The organism is Nocardia sp. CWNU-33 (assembly GCF_046764895.1).
Lineage (GTDB): Bacteria > Actinomycetota > Actinomycetes > Mycobacteriales > Mycobacteriaceae > Nocardia.
In genome coordinates, this window is sequence record NZ_JBKOQN010000011.1 from 172,985 (window position 1) to 190,418 (window position 17,434).

The following is a 17,434-nucleotide window of genomic DNA, read 5'->3' on the forward strand; positions in this document are numbered from 1 at the left end:
GGCCATCCGAACCCGTACCAAAGGAACAATCACCGATGTCGGCATCTCGTAAACAATTCCACCTCAACGCCTTTCTGATGGGAGTCGGGCACCACGAGGCGGCGTGGCGACACCCGCGCACCGAAGAGCACCGGGTGCTCGACGTGGAGCACTTCCAAGAGCTGGGGCGGATCGCCGAGCGCGGCAAGCTCGACTCGGTGTTCTTCGCCGACAGCCTCGCGGTCGGCCCGCGCATCAAGCGCAATACGCTGGCGGTCTTCGAGCCGGTGACGCTGCTGGCCGCCATCGCCGCGGCCACCTCGCGGGTCGGGCTGATCGCCACTGCTTCCACCACCTACAACGAACCGTTCAATCTGGCCCGCAAGTTCGCCTCGCTCGACCACATCAGCAGCGGAAGGGCGGGCTGGAACATTGTCACCTCGGGCAGCGAGGAGGAGGCGTTCAACTTCGGCTTCGAAGCCATCCCCGAGCATGCCCGCCGCTATGAACGGGCGCAGGAATTCGTCGACGTCACGATCCAACTGTGGGACAGCTGGGAATCCTCGGCGATCGTCCTCGACCCGGAGGAAGGGGTCTTCGCCGACCCCGACAAGGTACACACCGTCGACTACGACGGTCCCCGCTTCAAGGTCCGCGGGCCGCTGAACTCGCCGCGCAGCCCACAGGGGCGGCCCCTGCTCGTTCAGGCCGGATCATCGGAGAGCGGTAAGGAATTCGCCGCGCAATACGCCGAGGCGGTGTTCACCGCGCAGCGGACACTGGCCGAGGGACAGGCCTTCTACCGCGATCTCAAGTCTCGGCTGCCGAAATACGGACGCTCCGCCGACGAGCTGAAGGTGCTGCCGGGACTGGTGCCCTACATTGCCGACACCACGGCGGAGGCCGAGGCGCTGGAGCGGGAATTCACCGACCTGATCTCACCCGACTATGCGCTCGGTCAGCTGTCACGGCTGCTCGGCATCGATCTCACCGAGCACGCACTCGACGCACCGCTGCCACCGCTGCCGTCGGTGACCGAAATCGAGGGCGGCAAGAGCCGGTTCACCCTGGTGAAGGAATTGGCCGAGAACGAGAACCTCACGGTGCGCCAGCTGATCGGCAAATTGGGCGGTGGTCGTGGCCACCGCTCGTTCGCGGGCACGCCGACGCAGATCGCCGACGAGCTGCAGACCTGGTTCGAGAACGGCGCGGCGGACGGCTTCAACATCATGCCGCCGTATCTGCCAGGTGGACTCGAGGTCTTCGTCGAGCGGGTGGTGCCGATCCTGCAGGAGCGCGGCCTCTTCCGCTCCGACTACGAGGCGGATACGTTGCGCGGGCACTACGGACTCGAATCGGTGGAAAGCCAGTTCGCCGAGGTGCAGACCGAAGCGAGCGCATGACCTCCGATCCGGAATCGGGGCCGGCTGCCACGGACTCTCTTCGGCCCCTGATGTTCTCGGTCTATCTACCGACCTTGGCGCGCGGCATCGGCATGGGGGCGGGCGCACCGGTCATGACGCTGACCGCGCTCGACCTCGGCGCCTCCACAGCCGTCGCGGGACTGGCGGTGGCGCTGGTCGGGCTCGGTCAGGTGCTCGGCGATCTTCCCGCAGGTCAGTTGGTGGCCAAGGTCGGCGAGCGGACCTCGATCATCGGCGGCACCGCGGTCGGGATCGTCGGCGTGCTGGTGTGCCTGCTCGCGCAGAACATTCCGATGTTGTGCGCGGGGTTGCTCATCGTCGGACTCTCCAATGCCGTCTGGGGTCTGGCGCGGATGACCTACCTGGCCGAGGCCATTCCGTTCGAGCGCCGCGCGCGCGTGATGTCGCTGTTCGGCGGCTCGATGCGGCTCGGGTTTTTCGTCGGACCATTCCTCGGCGCGGCGGCCATCCTCGGCCTCGGCACCAGGGGCGGGTTCGTGGTCGAGCTGGTCGCCTTCGCCGTCGCGGGTGCGCTGATGGTGCGGACCGTGCCGGGAACCGTTGTGCAGGCGCAGGAGCCGCCGCTGTCGCTCGTCGGAGTCGCACGCCTGCATCGGCGAGTGCTGTCGACCTTGGGCGCGGGTGTGCTGCTGCTCGGGGTGGCGCGAACATCCCGCGATGCGATCTTGCCGCTGTGGGCCGATCACATCGGGATGAGCGCGGCGACAGCCAGTTTGATCTTCGGCATCGGTGCGGCACTGGAGGTGGTCTTCGCCTATCCCGCCGGGCATGTGATGGACCGCTTCGGCCGCGGCTTCATCGCGGTTCCCTCGCTCGCGATCCTGGCAATCGCATATTTCACTGTGCCACTGACTCATTCGGCACCGTCACTGGGGATTGTCGCGGTGGTGATGGGAATCGGCAACGGGATCAGCAACGGGCTGATCATGGTCCTCGGCGCGGACGTCGCGCCCCCCGCGATCCGCGCCGAGTTCCTCGCAGCATGGCGTCTCAACCACGATGCGGGTGCCTTCGCGGGGCCGCTGCTGATCGCCACACTGGCGACCGCTGCCCCACTGGCGGTCTCGGTCCTCACGATCGGCGGGATTTCCGCGCTCGGCGCGACGGTAATGGGCCGGTATATCCCGCAGTATGTCCCGTGGCCGCGTCCCGCCGGGGACCGGGACCTGCACCGCAGCCACGACTCTTCGGAACAACCCGGGCTCCGGCAATCGGATCTCCTGCAGCAGAAGGTGACATCATGACCGAACTCGATGTTCTCGTCCTCGGCGGCGGACCGGCAGGCACCTGGGCCGCACTGAAGGCCGCGGCCACAGGCGCCTCGGTCACACTGGCGGACAAGGGATTCTGTGGTAGCAGCGGCGCGACGGCTGCCGCCGGGACCGGAATCTGGTATGTCCGGCCGGAGCCGGAGCTGCGCGAGCAGGCGATGGCCGGCCGCGAGGCTCTCGGCGGTTATCTCGCCGACCGGGGCTGGATGGCGCGGGTGCTCGACGAAACATACTCTCGAGTCAACGAACTCGCCGAGATCGGCCGCTATCCGTTCCCCGTCGGCCGCGATGGACAGCCGCTGCGGACAGGCGTGCAGGGCCCGGAATACATGAAGCGCCAACGGCTTCGGGTGCGGCGCGCCGGGGTGAGGATCCTCGACCACACGCCCGCAATCGAACTGCTGACCGACGCCGACGGCGCAGTGGCCGGAGCCCGCCTGCAGCGGCTGTCGGACGGCGCGCACATCGATATCGCCGCCCGCGCCGTCGTGCTGGCGACCGGCGGGTGCGCCTTCCTGTCGAAAACGCTGGGCTGCAACGTCAATACCGGCGACGGCACCTTGATGGCCGTCGAGGCGGGCGCCGAGCTCTCCGGCATGGAATTCTCCAATGCCTACGCCATCGCCCCGGAGTTCACCTCGGTGACCAAGACCGCGTACTACTCCTTCGCGACCTTCTATCTGGGCAACGGAGAGCCGCTGGCGGGTGCGTCGAGCAAGGGCGGTCGCTCCGCGATCGCGCGAGCACTGTTGAGCGAGCCGGTGTACTGCACATTGGACCAGGCCGACCAAGCTCAACGCCGGGCGATGCGACTCGGGCAGCCGAACTTCTTCCTCACCTTCGACCGGCTCGGCATCGATCCGTTCACCGACCGCTTCCCGATCACACTGCTGCTCGAGGGCACGGTGCGCGGCACTGGCGGGGTGCGCGTCGCCGACCACGATTGCTCGAGCAGCGTTCCCGGTCTCTACGTGGCAGGCGATGTCGCGACCCGCGAGCTGATCTGCGGCGGGTTCACCGGCGGCGGCAGCCACAACGCCGCGTGGGCGATGTCCTCGGGCAGTTGGGCTGGTGCCGCAGCGGCGAACTACGCACTGCACCAGGGTAATTCGGTCGACGATCGGCGACGGTTCGGCGCCGGCGGTGTCGGGCTGCGGCCCACCGGCCGACCCGATGCCGGACTCCGACCGGCCGAGGTCGTCACTGCGGTGCAGCGGGAGGTGCTGCCCTACGACAAGAACTACCTGCGCCACGGCGACCGGCTGCGGCCCGCGCTCGCGGCGCTGCACGAGCTGTGGCAGCAGGCGCGCACGGGCCTGACCGGCGCCGATACCGCCAAGATCCGCTCGGCAGCGGCGATGACCGCACATGCGCGGTGGATGTACACCGCCGCGCTCGCCCGCACCGAATCCCGGGGCATGGCGCGCCGCCAGGAGTTCCCCAACCTCGATCCGGCCCAGCACCATCGACTGATCACCGGCGGGCTCGACGAGGTGTGGACCGAGCCCGAGCCCGCCTTCCTCGCCAGGTCCCGAGCACAGTTGGTATCGGCATGATCGAGGTGGTTTCGGTCGACCGGTGCATCGGATGCGACAAGTGCATCGAGGTATGCCCCACCAACGTCTTCGACCGAGGTGCGGACGGGATCCCGGTGCTCGCACGGCAATCCGATTGCCAGACGTGCTTCATGTGCGAGGCCTACTGCCCCGTGGACGCGTTGTTCGTCGCGGCGCGCACCGAGCCACTGCCGCCCGACGATATCCAGCGCGACGAGACGTATCTGATCGAACGCGAACTATTGGGCAGCTACCGCAAGGCGCTCGGCTGGGGTGGTGGACGCCTCGGCGCCCGCTATGCGATCGGACCGGAATTGCCGTGACGCCCTTGACGAAACGGCGCGTCATCGACTTCATGCGTGTGTGCCGCAGCGCCTGTTGCGCGGGAGATCGACCCGAGCCATCCCATCCCGACTCACAGAGCGAGTTCCCATGACTGCCGTGCACGACACCACAACCACCACCGACACCGTGCAGATCGCCCCGGTCGCCGGACACATCGGCGCCGAAATCTCCGGCGTCGACCTGCGCGAGACCCTCACCGACCAGCAGGTCGAGGACATCACCGCCGCGCTGCACAAGTACAAGGTGCTGTTCTTCCGTGATCAGCACATCGGTCACGCCGAGCAGATCGCCTTCTCCCGGCGATTCGGCGCGGTCACCCCCTCGCATCCCTACGACGACGACGCGCCGACCGAGTACCCGGAGATCCTCGCGGTCGACAGCCGGCTGTACGAAAAGCGTTTCGGCGTGCGGAAATTCAGCTACACCAACTTCTGGCACACCGATGTGTCCCCGCTGATCAACCCGCCCGCGGCATCGATCCTGCGTGCCGACATCGCCCCCGTGCACGGTGGTGACACCCAGTGGACGAACCTTGTCGCCGCTTACGAGAACCTGCCGGAATCGCTGCGGCGTTTCGTCGAGGGCCTGCGCGCCGAGCACCGGTTCGGTGGTAGTAGGCCGGCGTGGAACACCGACAGCGACTACGCGAAGAAGGTGGCCGCCGCGCCGCTGGTCACCGAACATCCCGTGGTTCGAGTGCATCCGGTAACCGGGGAACGGGCGCTGTTCGTCAACCCGGGCTTCACCACCCGCATCATCGGGCTGAGCCCCAACCAGAGCGACGCGCTGCTGAAGCTGCTCTTCGACGAGATAGCGCAGCCTGCCTATACCGTGCGATTCCGCTGGGAGCAGGGCAGCATCGCGTTCTGGGACAACCGGGCCACCGCGCATCTCGCGCCGAGCGACCTGGATCATCTCGATGTCACCAGGGTGCTGTACCGCACCACGCTCGAGGGTGACATCCCGGTCGGCGTCGACGGGGTGGCCTCGACGTCCATCTCGGGCGCACAGTTCACCGGCGCCTGAGCCGACGCCGGTCAGTGGAGCCGGTCGAGTGCTGCAGGGGCACTCGGCCGGCTCCGCGCTGTGACCGCACCGACATTGGACGCATGCGGCGTCGAACTCTTGATCGGCCGCCGGTAACCCGGGACAGTGGGCCGGGTCCGACGCGCGTTGCGTTGGCGTCGGCGGACTTGTGCGGCCGCCCCACCGTCGGCCGGTGTCCGACGGTGGGCGACCGATCGCGGCTAGATTTTCGGGTAAACACACGAAGGAGATATCTGTGCGCTTCGGCATCTTCATCCCGCAGGGCTGGCGATTGGACCTGGTCGGTATCGACCCTGCGGCGCAGTGGGGGGTAATGCGCGATCTCGCCCAACGAGTCGACGCCGGTGACGTCTGGGAGTCGCTGTGGGTGTACGACCATTTCCACACCGTGCCGACGCCGACCGACGAGGCCACCCATGAGGCGTGGACGTTGATGGCGGCGTTCGCGGCCTCGACGTCGCGGATTCGGTTGGGGCAGATGTGTACCGCGATCAGCTACCGCAATCCGGCCTATCTGGCGAAGGTCGCCGCCACGACAGATCTGATCTCCGGCGGCCGGGTCGAGATGGGCATCGGCGGCGGCTGGTACGAACACGAATGGCGCGCTTACGGCTACGGATTCCCGTCGGCGGGTGAGCGTCTCGGACGCCTCGATGAAGGGGTGCAGATCTTCCGGCAGGCGTGGACCGAGGGCACGGCCACCCTCGACGGCAAGCACTACCAGGTCGACGGCGCCATCGTGCGTCCGCTGCCATTGCAGGAGGGCGGGATTCCGCTCTGGATCGCAGGCGGTGGCGAGAAGAAAACGCTGCGGATCGCGGCGAAGTACGCCGACTACACCAATTTCAGCGGCAATCCCGAGGAGTTCACCCACAAGTCGGAAATCCTGCGCGCCCATTGCGCCGACGTCGGCACCGATTTCGACGCCATCGTGCGGAGCTCCAACTTCAATGTCGCCATCGGGTCCACCGAGGCCGAGGTCGAAGCACGCCTCGCCACCTTGCAGGCCCGCCTGTGCCCCTTCGTCGGCGCCGATCAAGCCGCCAGTCATGTCGATGACCTCTACCGGGGCACCGCCGCGGTCGGCACGCCCGAGCAGATCATCGAGAACCTCACCAAGGTCCGCGATCTCGGGCTCGGGTACGCCATCTTCAACTTCCCCGAAGCCGCCTACGACACCTCGGGCATCGAACTGTTCGAGCGCGAGGTCGCCCCCGCGCTGGCGTGAGCGCTCGGAGGGATGGTCTCCAACGCGGAGACCATCCCTTACTCTCGGGGCAGTTCGCAGATCTGGACCAGCTCCGGCTCACGGGTCCGAGTGATGAACGTGCCACGGCCGGGCGGCATCGGGGAGGGGCGCACGTCACCGATCAATTTGCCCTCGTCTCTGGACCCGCTCATGAGCAACGCGTCCGCACCGAGCTCGCGCATTCGGCTGATCACCGGGTCATACATTGCCCGGCTGGCGCCTGCCGTGCGCCGAGCCACGATCACACGGACACCACAGTCGCCGGCCTGCGCGAGCACATCGACCAGCGGCGTCAACGGATTCGCGGAACTGGTCACCACGATGTCGTAGTCGTCGACGACAACGAATATTTCGGGACCGGTCCACCAGCTGCGCTCACGAAGTTGCTGTGCCGTCACCCCCGGCCCCGGCAGCCGGCGATCAATGACATCGGCGAGCTGAGCCGCCATGTCGGCCACTTCCAGAGACGAATTCGAGTACCCGGACCGGAATTCGGTGTCGACGGCATCCAGCATTGTTCGCCGCGGGTCGATGAGGACAATGCGCACCTGTCCTTCGGCGGCCCGTTCGGTTATCCCGGCGACGATGTTCCGCAGCAGTGTCGTCTTGCCCGCTCCAGCGTCGGCGAAGATCAACAACAGCGGTTGGCTCTGGAAGTCCAGCACCAGAGGCTGGAGGTCGGACTCCCGCACGCCGACGACGACGCGGCTCCCGCTCTGTTCGATCCCCAGTGCGTCGGCAGCCGCCAGCACCTCGGATCGGTCGATCCGCGCCGGAAGCATCCGAATTTCCGGTGCGCGTCGGCCGGGATAGGCGTCGCTGAGTTTCCGCCCTGCCGAACCGATACCGAGAGACAATGTCTGGGCGTCCGTACTCGAGCCAAGGCGTGGCAGCGCCATCAGAATGTGCTGAGCTCCAGCGGGCCCTCGAATCAACGCGCGCCCGGGCACGTGCGGCACGAGCGCGGCCGCGCGCCTGCTGATACCGGAATCGTTCGAGTCGCTGAGCCGTAACTCCACCTCCATACCGATTCGCTCCTTGACAGCCGGGCGGATGTCCACCCACCTGGCGGCCGACAGGATCACGTGAATGCCGTATTGGAGGCCACGAACAGCAAGGAGATTCAACTCGGGTTCCAATGCCTCGAACTGCTGGAGCAGTTCTCGCCAGCCATCGATCACCAGGAACACGTCCCCGAACGGTTCCCGCAGAATCGGGTAGGCGGCCTGATGCCCGACCGGCAGCACATCGACATCGGCTCTGCGACTACGGAACTCGACCATCGACTCGATGTTGTGTGCGGCGAAGGACTCCTCACGCCGATGCAGCAGTGCGGTCAGCTCCGCTATCGTGCGCCGTACTCGATCCGCGTCCGTCCGGCTCGCAACGGATCCCACATGTGGTATGCCCGCGAGACCGGCGAACAACCCACCACCGAAATCGAGCACATAGAACTGGACCTGCTCGGGGGTATGCGTCGCGGCCGTCGCTATGACAACGGCCGCCAGCGCGGTCGACTTGCCGGCCCCCTGGCCGCCGAACACCGCGACATTGCCGTGCTCGCCGTCCAAGGACAACGTCAGCACGTCCTGCAGCTGGGCGTACGGATCGTCGATGACAGCGACCGGCACGCGAAGTCGACCGTGCGGAACGCCGGAGTTCTGCACTAGCGTGCCGATTGTCGCCGGTACTGTCAACGGCGGCAGCCATACTTGGTGCGCACGTGGCGCTCTCGTGCGCAAGTATTCGACCAGAGCGTCGAGCAACGTACGCTGTACGTTCGCACCGGTGCCCGCACCGTGTACATCACGTTCCGGCCGCGCCACGTACGGCGCCTTGAAGCGGACAGGGTCGGAAGAATCGTATTTCAGGTAGCCGAGCCCCGGCGTGCTCGGCAATTGGTACGCATCCAGTGTGCCCAGCACGGAACGGGATTCATTGGCCGAGAAGGTTCGCAAGGCGATCCGATACGACAGGTGGTTCTCGATCGCCCCGAGCCGATACCCGTCCAGACGTTGGGTCGCCAGCAGCAGATGCATCCCCAACGACCGACCGAATCGGGCAACCAAACCGAGGGCATCGCCGAATCCCGACTTCTGCGAAAGGAGTTCGGCGACCTCGTCGACAATGATGACCAGAGCGGGCAGCGGCTCCTGCGGCACCAGGTCCGGTAGCGAGCCGGTCGCCCGTGCTCGTTCGTACTCGTCGATATTGTTGAATTTTCCCGCCGACCGGATCAACTGCTGCCGGCGTTGTACCTCGCCGGTGATCGCTTCGCCGAGCCGATCGACCAGCGAGAGATCTGCTTCGAGATCGTCGACCAACGCCGAAACATGTGGCAGGTCTGCCAAGCCATCGAACGTCTCCGCGCCCTTGAATGAAATCAGCAGGAAGTTGACGACATCCGGTGAGTGGCGCACCGCGAGTCCGGCGACGAAATTCTTCAGCAGTGTCGACTTGCCCGATCCGACGGCGCCGACCACCAAACCGTGTGGTCCCATGCCATTTTCAGCAGACTGCTTGAGATCCAGCTCCACGGTTTCACCGGTGTGCGTGACCCCGATGGGAATTCTGAGCCGGTCGCGACCGGTCCGGGACCCCCACGCCTCATCGAGGACGATCCGGTCGTCCTGGCCGATGCCGAAGAGCGCGGCGAAGTCGACCTCACCGTCGAGCGGCGAACGCTGCGGACCGGACGCACCGGCCGGCGTCGGCCACGCGCCGACCACTCGACTCACCAACTCGGCCGCGCCATCGGTCATATCCGATATACCTACCGAATCGGGTTGCAGTTCACGCAGATCCGGCATGGCAATGCGAAATGGCCGCTGGCCGTACAGCGCCCAGCCGGGACCATCGGGCAGCCGCGCGGCACGCTCGGGGTTGATCCGCGACTCGGCCGGGCGGTGCAACCGCAGTTCGACATGTGCGGGCAGCAGATCGCCCAGCCAGTCCGGGGCTTCACTCCAATCGCGGACCGTCGCGACCACGTGCACGCCGTACTCCGGCCCCGCGCTGGCCACCTGCCGGATCGTGGTGTCGAATTCCGGTATGTGCTCGCGGAAGTCGCCCCACCGATCGATCAGCAGGAACACATCGGCGACCGGCCCCTCGGTCAGCAGCGACCGCGCGGCGCGCAAGCTGGCCGGGGAATCGATGCTGTTGTCCCGGTACAGCTTCTTGCGACTGCGGATGGCGCCGGTGATCGTTTCCAGCAGCATCCGCACCTGCTCGGGTTCATCGTCGCCCGCCACACCCGCGACGTGCGGCAGCGCGCTCATCGAGCCAAGGCGGTTACTCGACTCCAGCACGTAGATCTGCGCCTCGTTCGAGGTGTGGGTCAGGGCAAGCGATCCGGCAAGCGTGCGCAGCAGCGTGCTCTTTCCCGAGCCCGCGCGGCCGACGACGAGAAGATTGCCGTCCGCGCCGGCCAGGTCCAGCCACACCGTCTCGCCTGGAGCGCCGTCCGCACGCCGCTCCTGACCGATCGGAACCTTGAGTCTTCCTGTCCCCCACCAGTTCTCCGCGCGCAGGCCGGTGGCCGGATCGCGTTCGAGCCGACCGAGCAGAGCACCGAGCTGCACTCGGTCACCTACCTCGAGAACGGCGGAGTACTTCCGCCGGACCCGGGCGACGTAGACCTCGTCCTTGAAGACGCCGTAGTGGTTCGGGGTCTGTCTACTCGTCCGGCTGCGCACATCGGCACTGACATAAGTCCACAAGTCGTGCGTGCCGATCAGGCCGCTGCCGTTGTCGGCAAGTCCGGTGCCGATGCCCTTCACCAGGGCCGAAGTGAACACCGAAAGCGGCGCGGACTTATCCGAGCCGGCGCGCCCGTCCTCGGCCGTCTCGACGGCGCTGGACGCGGTCAGCACACAGATGCCGTCGCCCGCAGCGAGTTCCCGGCCGACGTCGTCGATATTCGGTGCGGACTTGACGACGTCCGCGCCGAGGAACGCGCCGCTGTAGCAGCAGTCCAGCAGAATGATCTTCGCCGCGGCGGCGGACTCCCTGATCAGTTCTCGAATGAATGTCGAGGACACCGCGGTGCTGCTCAACAACTGCGGGTCGGTGTTGCTGGTCGCCAGATACAGGTTCTGTCTGGTCCGCAGACCGTGGCCGGAGAAGTAGAGCAGGACAACATCCTCCGGCTCCGCACCGCGGAACAGTCGTTCGATACTGCGTTCGATCTCGGCCTTGGATTCGTTGGTCAGTATTTCGGTCGGTCGGAAGCCGCCGATTTCCGGGTCCCGCAGCAACTCTCGCAGCTGTTCGGCATCGGAGACCGGCGCGTACAGCCGAGGCAGACCCTCGAAATGGTAGGTGTCGTTGGCGATGAACAGCGCCAACCGCCGACCGGTCGGACTATTCATCGTCGAGCACGGCGCGGATCCGATCGACGATCTCGTCGACCTGGCCGTCCTTTGGTCGAAGGATAGTGACCTCCCGGTCACCGCGTTTGACGGTGACCGACGTCGCCCTGGTCCGATCGAGGAACTTGATGACGATGTCCCGGATTGCCCACGCCGTGGTTCCGATCGCTCCGCCGGAGGCAACGAGCTGGCCGATCTGCTCCAGCGCACCGGACTTCGCGCCCGTTGCGGCGGACGTGGTCGCCTTTCGAACGGCCAGTCCCCTGATCTGGCGCAGATCCTCCTGTAGCTCGTCGGCCAGTTGGTCCAGCCACTCAGGATCTCGACGCCGCTCGGAATTGATCACCAGCACAACGTCACTCATCACTGCCCCTCCAGTCGCCCCGCACTCACCGTAGTGCGACCACTCTAACCACGAGACAAGGGATTCGAACGCGAAGCGACGGCCGACCCGAAGAACGCGAAAGGGCGGTCTCCCATGGAGACCGCCCTTTCGGCAGCGCGACTACAGCATGCAGGAAACGCAGCCCTCTACTTCGGTTCCCTCCAGGGCCATTTGGCGCAGACGGATGTAGTAGAGGGTTTTGATGCCCTTGCGCCAGGCATAGATCTGGGCGCGGTTGAGGTCACGGGTGGTTGCGGTGTCCTTGAAGAAGAGCGTCAGCGACAGGCCCTGGTCCACGTGCTGGGTGGCCGCGGCGTAGGTGTCGATGATCTTCTCGTAGCCGATCTCGTAGGCGTCGTCGTAGTACTCGAGGTTGTCGTTGTCGAGATAGGGCGCCGGGTAGTAGACGCGGCCGATCTTGCCTTCCTTGCGGATCTCGATCTTCGAAGCCACCGGGTGGATGGAGCTGGTCGAGTGGTTGATGTAGGAGATCGAGCCGGTCGGCGGGACCGCCTGCAGATTCTGGTTGTAGATGCCGTGCTCCATGACCGAGGACTTCAGCTCACGCCAGTCGTCCTGGGTCGGAATGTGCACGCCCGCGTCGCCGAAGATCTGTGCCACGCGTTCGGTTTTCGGCTCCCACACCTGATCGGTGTACTTGTCGAAGTACTCGCCCGACGCGTACTTGGATTCGGGGAACCCTCCGAAGTAGGTCCCGCGCTCCTTGGCGATCAGGTTCGACGCCCGAATCGCGTGGTAGACCACGGTGTAGAAGTAGATGTTGGTGAAGTCGATGCCCTCGTCGGAACCGTAGTGAACCCGCTCGCGAGCCAGGTACCCGTGCAGGTTCATCTGGCCGAGGCCTATGGCGTGGGACTGGTTGTTGCCCTGCTCGATCGAGGGCACCGAATAGATGTGTGTCTGATCCGACACCGCGGTCAGCGCCCGGATCGAGGTCTCGATGGTCTGTGCGAAGTCGGGTGAGTCCATCGTCTTGGCGATGTTCAGCGACCCGAGGTTGCACGAAATGTCCTTGCCTACCACAGCGTAGGACAGGTCGTCGTTGAACACCGACGGCGTGGAGACCTGCAGGATCTCCGAGCACAGGTTGGAGTGGGTGATCTTGCCCGCGATCGGGTTGGCCCTGTTCACCGTGTCCTCGAACATGATGTAGGGGTAGCCGGATTCGAACTGCAACTCGGCGATGGTCTGGAAGAACTCGCGCGCCTTGATCTTCGACTTGCGGATCCGCTTGTCGTCGACCATCTCGTAGTACTTCTCGGTGACATCGATATCGGCGAACGGTTTGCCGTAGATGCGCTCCACGTCGTACGGCGAGAAGAGGTACATGTCCTCGTTCTTCTTCGCCAGCTCGAAGGTGATGTCCGGAATCACCACACCGAGCGAGAGGGTCTTGATGCGGATCTTCTCGTCCGCGTTCTCGCGCTTGGTGTCCAGGAACCGGTAGATGTCGGGGTGATGCGCGTGCAGGTACACCGCGCCCGCACCCTGACGCGCGCCGAGCTGGTTGGCGTAGGAGAAGGAGTCCTCGAGCAGCTTCATGATCGGGATGACACCCGAACTCTGGTTCTCGATCTTCTTGATCGGCGCGCCGTGCTCGCGAATATTGCTCAGCAGCAAGGCGACACCGCCGCCACGCTTGGACAGCTGCAGCGCGGAGTTGATGGAGCGCCCGATGGACTCCATGTTGTCCTCGATGCGCAGCAGGAAGCAGGACACCGGCTCGCCGCGCTGCTTCTTGCCCGAGTTGAGGAAGGTCGGGGTGGCGGGTTGGAAGCGGCCGTCGATGATCTCGTCGACCAGCTTGCCCGCGAGCACCTCGTCACCGGCGGCGAGGGTGAGCGCGACCATACAGACGCGGTCCTCGAACCGCTCCAGGTAGCGCTTGCCGTCGAAGGTCTTCAGCGTGTACGAGGTGTAGTACTTGAACGCGCCGAGGAAGGTCGGGAACCGGAACTTCTTGGCGTAGGCCTGCTGGAACAGCGACTTGATGAACGGGCGGCTGTACTGGTCGAGAACCTCTGCCTCGTAGTAGTTCTCCTCGACCAGGTAGTCCAGCTTCTCGTCCAGGTTGTGGAAGAAGACGGTGTTCTGGTTGACATGCTGCAGGAAGTACTGGTGTGCGGCCTCGCGGTCCTTGTCGAACTGGATCTCGCCGTTCTGGCCGTACAAGTTCAGCATCGCGTTGAGGGCGTGGTAGTCCATGACCTCGCCGGCTTCCGTGCCCCGTACCGGGGGCTGCTCTAAGCGAGCCGTTTTTCCGGCCGGTGCTGTCGTTGCTGTTGCCAAAACAATCCCAATCCCTCGCGGACGCGCTCGACGTCCTCAGCGGTTCCCATGAGTTCGAAGCGATACAGGTACGGCACCCCGCACTTGCGTGAGATCACCTCTCCCGCATAGCAGTACGTATCGCCGAAGTTCGTGTTTCCCGCCGCGACGACACCGCGCAGCAGGGCGCGGTTATGCGGATCGTTGAGGAACTTGGCGACTTGCCGAGGCACGAAATCCTTGTCGGATCTGTTTCCCCCCAGTACGTGCCGACCGCCCCCATAGGTGGGGACGATCAGCACGTAAGGTTTGTCTACGCGCAGCGAATCGGCGGTGTGCAGTGGTATACGAGTTGCCGGGATACCCAGCTTCTCGACGAAACGATGTGTGTTCTCCGAAGCGCTGGAGAAGTAGACGAGCGCTGTCCCTTCGGACATGGCCAACTCCCTTCTTCCATCATTCGGATGAACGGAAAACGATCGGTAGCGTCAGGCCGCGACAGTGGCGAGCGACTTGATGCGATCCGGCCGGAAGCCCGACCAGTGATCCTCACCGGCAACGACGACCGGCGCCTGCAGGTATCCGAGGGCCATGACGTAGTCACGCGCCTCGTCGTTCTCGGAGATGTCGATGACCTCGTAGTCGACCCCGACCTTGTCGAGGGCCTTGTAGGTCGCGTTGCACTGGACGCAAGCGGGCTTGGTGTACACGGTGATGGTCAATGGTGTCCCTCTCTCCTATGCCTGATCCACAGCCTGTGATCCGTATGCAGTGCATGATCCGACGTACGCTGCGCAAACTCCTGGATCCGATCTCGAAAGCCCTGCTCAGCCGGTTCGCACCGATGCTTTTCGCCTCGGGCCTCGCGCCGTTCTCCAGTACGGAAGACACTACACCTAGTGGCCGACAGATTCATACAACACGACATGTTGCGAACCACATTGATGAAATTCCTACGCGGTAAGTACCAGGACACTCGATTCGCAACCCGACACGACCGTGGCGCAGATCACAATTTTGTACCGTAGCTCTCTTTCAGCAAACATTTCTTTGCACACCGAAAGGCCACCCCCCACCGAGTGGAGGGTGGCCTTTCGGGAAGCTTGCGGACTTACCGCAGCTCAGGCGGAAACCAGCACACCGCGTGCGGCGACGACGAGCTCGCGCACCGTGCCGGCCAGCTGAGTCAGCGCCTCGGCATCCTCGCGCGGGTGCGCGTCGCCGAACCGCTGGCCGAAGGTGCCGAAGTGCAGGTGTGCGGATTCCACGACCTTGGCGCCCGCGACGCCGAGCGCCTTGACTGCGTCACCGTGTGCCCGCTGCCCCGCATTCGGGCTGATCGATCCGCTCACCACGGCCACCGGCCGATCCTTCAGCGCACCCGCGCCGTACGGACGGGAAGCCCAGTCGATCGCGTTCTTCAACACGGCCGACAGCGTGCCGTTGTACTCGGGCGTCGCCAGCAGCAGGCCGTCGGATGCGGCGACCGCGTCACGCAACGCCTGGGCAGCGGCGGGCACCGAACCGGGAACATCGAGATCTTCGTTGTAGAAGGGGATGTCGGCGAGGCCCTCGTAGATGGCGACCTCGACACCCTCGGGCGCGGTCTGCACCGCAGCTTCGGCGAGCTGCCGATTGATGGATGCGGCACGAAGGCTGCCGACCAGAGTAAGGATCCGGGTCTGACTCATGACGACTCCTGGTGTACTGAATGTTGGTGTCCGGGCTTTCATGAGACACTAACCGGACCATGGTCCGATTTCATTCCTTTGGAGACGATGAGGGTTTTGTGAGCTACAGCACACACCCGCCGAGCGGGTCGATGCCCGAGCGTCCGCTGCTCGGCGTCGGCGCGCCCCTGCTCGGCACGCTCGAGCCGACCGAACGCGCCGATGCCGCCCGTAACCGGCGACTACTGCTGGACGCGGCACAAGAACTGGTGCGCGAACAAGGGGTGGACAGCCTCACCATGGACGCGCTCGCCAAACGGGCGGGCGTCGGAAAGGGCACCGTTTTCCGCCGGTTCGGCAACCGGGCGGGGCTCATGACGGCCCTGCTCGACCATTCCGAGGTCAAGTATCAGCAGGGATTCATGTACGGGCCCCCGCCCCTCGGGCCCGGCGCACCACCGCAGGACCGGCTGATCGCCTTCGGCCGGGCTCGACTACTCGACATCGAGGTCGAAGGCGAGCTGTATCGCGCGGCCGAGACCGGCGAACGGTTCTCCGGGCCGCCCTACCTGTTGCTCAAAGCCCACGTGTCGATGCTGCTGCGGCAGGCCGAGGTCACCGGCGACATCTCACTGCTCGCCGACGCGCTGCTCGGTGCGCTCAGCGCGGCATTGGTGATGCACCAGATGCACGCCCTCGGCTACTCGCGCGAACAGATCGGCGACAACTGGGCAGCGCTCGTTCGGCGTGTTGTCGCACCGCAATCGCCAGTACAGTGAGTTGCCATGCAGTCCTTGCGTGAACAGATCATCGCTGAACTAGGCGTCCAACCGAGCATCGAACCGAAGATCGAGGTGCGCCGCCGCATCGATTTCCTCAAGGACTACTTGCGTGTCACCCCCGCAACAGGTTTCGTGCTCGGCATCAGTGGCGGCCAGGACAGCGCGCTGGCCGGGCGGCTGTGCCGGCTGGCCGCCGAGGAGCTGCGCGCCGACGGCGTCGAGGCCACTTTCGTCGCGGTGCGGCTGCCCTACGGTGTGCAGGCCGACGAGGCCGACGCCAGGATCTCGATGAAGTTCGTGCAGCCCGACCGCTCGGTGGCGGTCAATGTCCGGCCCGGCGCGAATGCGGTCGCCGCTGAGACCGCGCGCAGTCTCGGTGTGCCCGACCTGCGCGATTTCGTCCGCGGCAACATCAAGGCGCGCGAACGCATGGTCATCCAGTACGCCATCGCGGGCCAGCAGAACCTGCTTGTCGTCGGCACCGACCACGCCGCGGAAGCGGTCACCGGCTTCTTCACCAAATACGGCGACGGCGGCGTCGATATCACCCCGCTCACCGGCCTCACCAAACGCCAGGGCGCCGCCCTCCTCCAAGAGCTCGGCGCACCCGCCAGCATCTGGTCCAAGGTCCCCACGGCCGACCTGGAAGACGATCGCCCCGCCCTCCCCGACGAGGAAGCGCTCGGCCTGCGCTACACCGAGATCGACGACTACCTCGAAGGCAAAGACGTCACCCCCGAGGTCGCCGCCAAGCTGGAAACGATCTTCCAGAACACCCACCACAAGCGCACCGTCCCGGTCACCCCCCTCGACACCTGGTGGCGCTGACAACCACACCGCATTCCACAGGACTGGCTGTGGTTGCGTTCCAAGCATTTTCGGTGGCGAGGGTAGTCGAATGGTGGTTGGTTCGGGGGGTGGGAGCCGCCATTTCACTGCGCTCGCGGCTTGTGAATGTTGTGACTGCGGCGGGCATCAGCAGGGGATGACGCGGGTGGGGTGGGGCCGGTTGGTGGCTCGTGCTGGGGTGAGAGTGGGGGCGG

At 65.4% G+C, this 17,434-nt stretch carries 14 protein-coding genes; 8 read left to right on the forward strand and 6 right to left on the reverse strand.

The features are described 5' to 3' along the window. The first annotated feature begins 35 nt into the window (after positions 1-35). The 6 genes from ACLMAL_RS17685 (at position 36) to ACLMAL_RS17710 (ending at position 6,871) form a co-directional block, all read left to right on the forward strand. Entirely contained in the window at positions 36-1,382 is a 1,347-nt protein-coding gene (locus ACLMAL_RS17685) for an LLM class flavin-dependent oxidoreductase (RefSeq protein WP_412000057.1), read from the forward strand. Beyond that, entirely contained in the window at positions 1,379-2,668 is a 1,290-nt protein-coding gene (locus ACLMAL_RS17690; RefSeq protein ID WP_412000058.1) for an MFS transporter, read from the forward strand. Before ACLMAL_RS17685 ends, ACLMAL_RS17690 begins: the two co-directional genes overlap by 4 nt. Further along, a complete protein-coding gene (locus ACLMAL_RS17695) occupies positions 2,665-4,251 on the forward strand; it encodes an FAD-dependent oxidoreductase (RefSeq protein ID WP_412000059.1) in 1,587 nt (528 codons plus the stop codon). The genes ACLMAL_RS17690 and ACLMAL_RS17695 overlap by 4 nt, the downstream gene beginning before the upstream one ends. Beyond that, the gene (locus ACLMAL_RS17700; RefSeq protein ID WP_379061390.1) at positions 4,248-4,574 is read left to right on the forward strand and encodes a 4Fe-4S binding protein; all 327 of its coding nucleotides are present in this window, start codon (positions 4,248-4,250) and stop codon (positions 4,572-4,574) included. The genes ACLMAL_RS17695 and ACLMAL_RS17700 overlap by 4 nt, the downstream gene beginning before the upstream one ends. 109 nt (positions 4,575-4,683) lie before the next feature. Continuing rightward, a complete protein-coding gene (locus ACLMAL_RS17705; RefSeq protein ID WP_412000060.1) occupies positions 4,684-5,622 on the forward strand; it encodes a TauD/TfdA dioxygenase family protein in 939 nt (312 codons plus the stop codon). Positions 5,623-5,878: 256 nt separating this feature from the next. Next, positions 5,879-6,871: an LLM class F420-dependent oxidoreductase gene (locus ACLMAL_RS17710; protein WP_412000061.1), complete on the forward strand. Its 993-nt coding sequence runs from the start codon at positions 5,879-5,881 to the stop codon at positions 6,869-6,871. Between the two features lie 38 nt (positions 6,872-6,909). On the opposite strand, the gene eccCb is transcribed toward ACLMAL_RS17710, so the two are convergent. The 6 genes from eccCb to ACLMAL_RS17740 all read right to left on the reverse strand — a co-directional run bounded on the left by eccCb (position 6,910) and on the right by ACLMAL_RS17740 (position 15,630). Continuing rightward, positions 6,910-11,265 (reverse strand): type VII secretion protein EccCb, encoded by a 4,356-nt coding sequence (gene eccCb, locus ACLMAL_RS17715; RefSeq protein WP_412000062.1) that lies wholly within the window; start codon positions 11,263-11,265, stop codon positions 6,910-6,912. Beyond that, positions 11,258-11,629 (reverse strand): hypothetical protein, encoded by a 372-nt coding sequence (locus ACLMAL_RS17720; protein WP_406231915.1) that lies wholly within the window; start codon positions 11,627-11,629, stop codon positions 11,258-11,260. The genes eccCb and ACLMAL_RS17720 overlap by 8 nt, the downstream gene beginning before the upstream one ends. Before the next feature lie 141 nt (positions 11,630-11,770). Beyond that, the gene (nrdE, locus tag ACLMAL_RS17725; protein WP_412000063.1) at positions 11,771-13,876 is read right to left on the reverse strand and encodes a class 1b ribonucleoside-diphosphate reductase subunit alpha; all 2,106 of its coding nucleotides are present in this window, start codon (positions 13,874-13,876) and stop codon (positions 11,771-11,773) included. Between the two features lie 38 nt (positions 13,877-13,914). Beyond that, positions 13,915-14,376: a class Ib ribonucleoside-diphosphate reductase assembly flavoprotein NrdI gene (gene nrdI, locus ACLMAL_RS17730; RefSeq protein ID WP_412000064.1), complete on the reverse strand. Its 462-nt coding sequence runs from the start codon at positions 14,374-14,376 to the stop codon at positions 13,915-13,917. Positions 14,377-14,427: 51 nt separating this feature from the next. Then, a complete protein-coding gene (gene nrdH, locus ACLMAL_RS17735; protein WP_328404509.1) occupies positions 14,428-14,661 on the reverse strand; it encodes a glutaredoxin-like protein NrdH in 234 nt (77 codons plus the stop codon). A gap of 399 nt (positions 14,662-15,060) precedes the next feature. Continuing rightward, positions 15,061-15,630 (reverse strand): NAD(P)H-dependent oxidoreductase, encoded by a 570-nt coding sequence (locus ACLMAL_RS17740; RefSeq protein WP_412000065.1) that lies wholly within the window; start codon positions 15,628-15,630, stop codon positions 15,061-15,063. Positions 15,631-15,761: 131 nt separating this feature from the next. Here ACLMAL_RS17740 and ACLMAL_RS17745 point away from each other — a divergent pair, with 131 nt between their 5' ends. Together ACLMAL_RS17745 and nadE are read left to right on the forward strand one after the other, a co-directional pair. Further along, a complete protein-coding gene (locus ACLMAL_RS17745; RefSeq protein ID WP_412000152.1) occupies positions 15,762-16,388 on the forward strand; it encodes a TetR/AcrR family transcriptional regulator in 627 nt (208 codons plus the stop codon). Positions 16,389-16,394: 6 nt separating this feature from the next. Then, complete coding sequence (gene nadE, locus ACLMAL_RS17750; protein WP_412000066.1) at positions 16,395-17,219, forward strand: ammonia-dependent NAD(+) synthetase; 825 nt, start codon at positions 16,395-16,397, stop codon at positions 17,217-17,219. Positions 17,220-17,434: the final 215 nt, after the last annotated feature.

Coding starts and splice junctions, on each gene's coding strand:
- nadE (WP_412000066.1), top strand. CDS start 16,395: ATGCAGTCCTTGCGTGAACAGATCATCGCTGAACTAGGCGTCCAACCG.
- ACLMAL_RS17695 (WP_412000059.1), top strand. CDS start 2,665: ATGACCGAACTCGATGTTCTCGTCCTCGGCGGCGGACCGGCAGGCACC.
- ACLMAL_RS17705 (WP_412000060.1), top strand. CDS start 4,684: ATGACTGCCGTGCACGACACCACAACCACCACCGACACCGTGCAGATC.
- nrdI (WP_412000064.1), bottom strand. CDS start 14,376: ATGTCCGAAGGGACAGCGCTCGTCTACTTCTCCAGCGCTTCGGAGAAC.
- ACLMAL_RS17745 (WP_412000152.1), top strand. CDS start 15,762: ATGCCCGAGCGTCCGCTGCTCGGCGTCGGCGCGCCCCTGCTCGGCACG.
- ACLMAL_RS17685 (WP_412000057.1), top strand. CDS start 36: ATGTCGGCATCTCGTAAACAATTCCACCTCAACGCCTTTCTGATGGGA.
- eccCb (WP_412000062.1), bottom strand. CDS start 11,265: ATGAATAGTCCGACCGGTCGGCGGTTGGCGCTGTTCATCGCCAACGAC.
- ACLMAL_RS17740 (WP_412000065.1), bottom strand. CDS start 15,630: ATGAGTCAGACCCGGATCCTTACTCTGGTCGGCAGCCTTCGTGCCGCA.
- nrdE (WP_412000063.1), bottom strand. CDS start 13,876: ATGGACTACCACGCCCTCAACGCGATGCTGAACTTGTACGGCCAGAAC.
- ACLMAL_RS17690 (WP_412000058.1), top strand. CDS start 1,379: ATGACCTCCGATCCGGAATCGGGGCCGGCTGCCACGGACTCTCTTCGG.
- ACLMAL_RS17700 (WP_379061390.1), top strand. CDS start 4,248: ATGATCGAGGTGGTTTCGGTCGACCGGTGCATCGGATGCGACAAGTGC.
- ACLMAL_RS17720 (WP_406231915.1), bottom strand. CDS start 11,629: ATGAGTGACGTTGTGCTGGTGATCAATTCCGAGCGGCGTCGAGATCCT.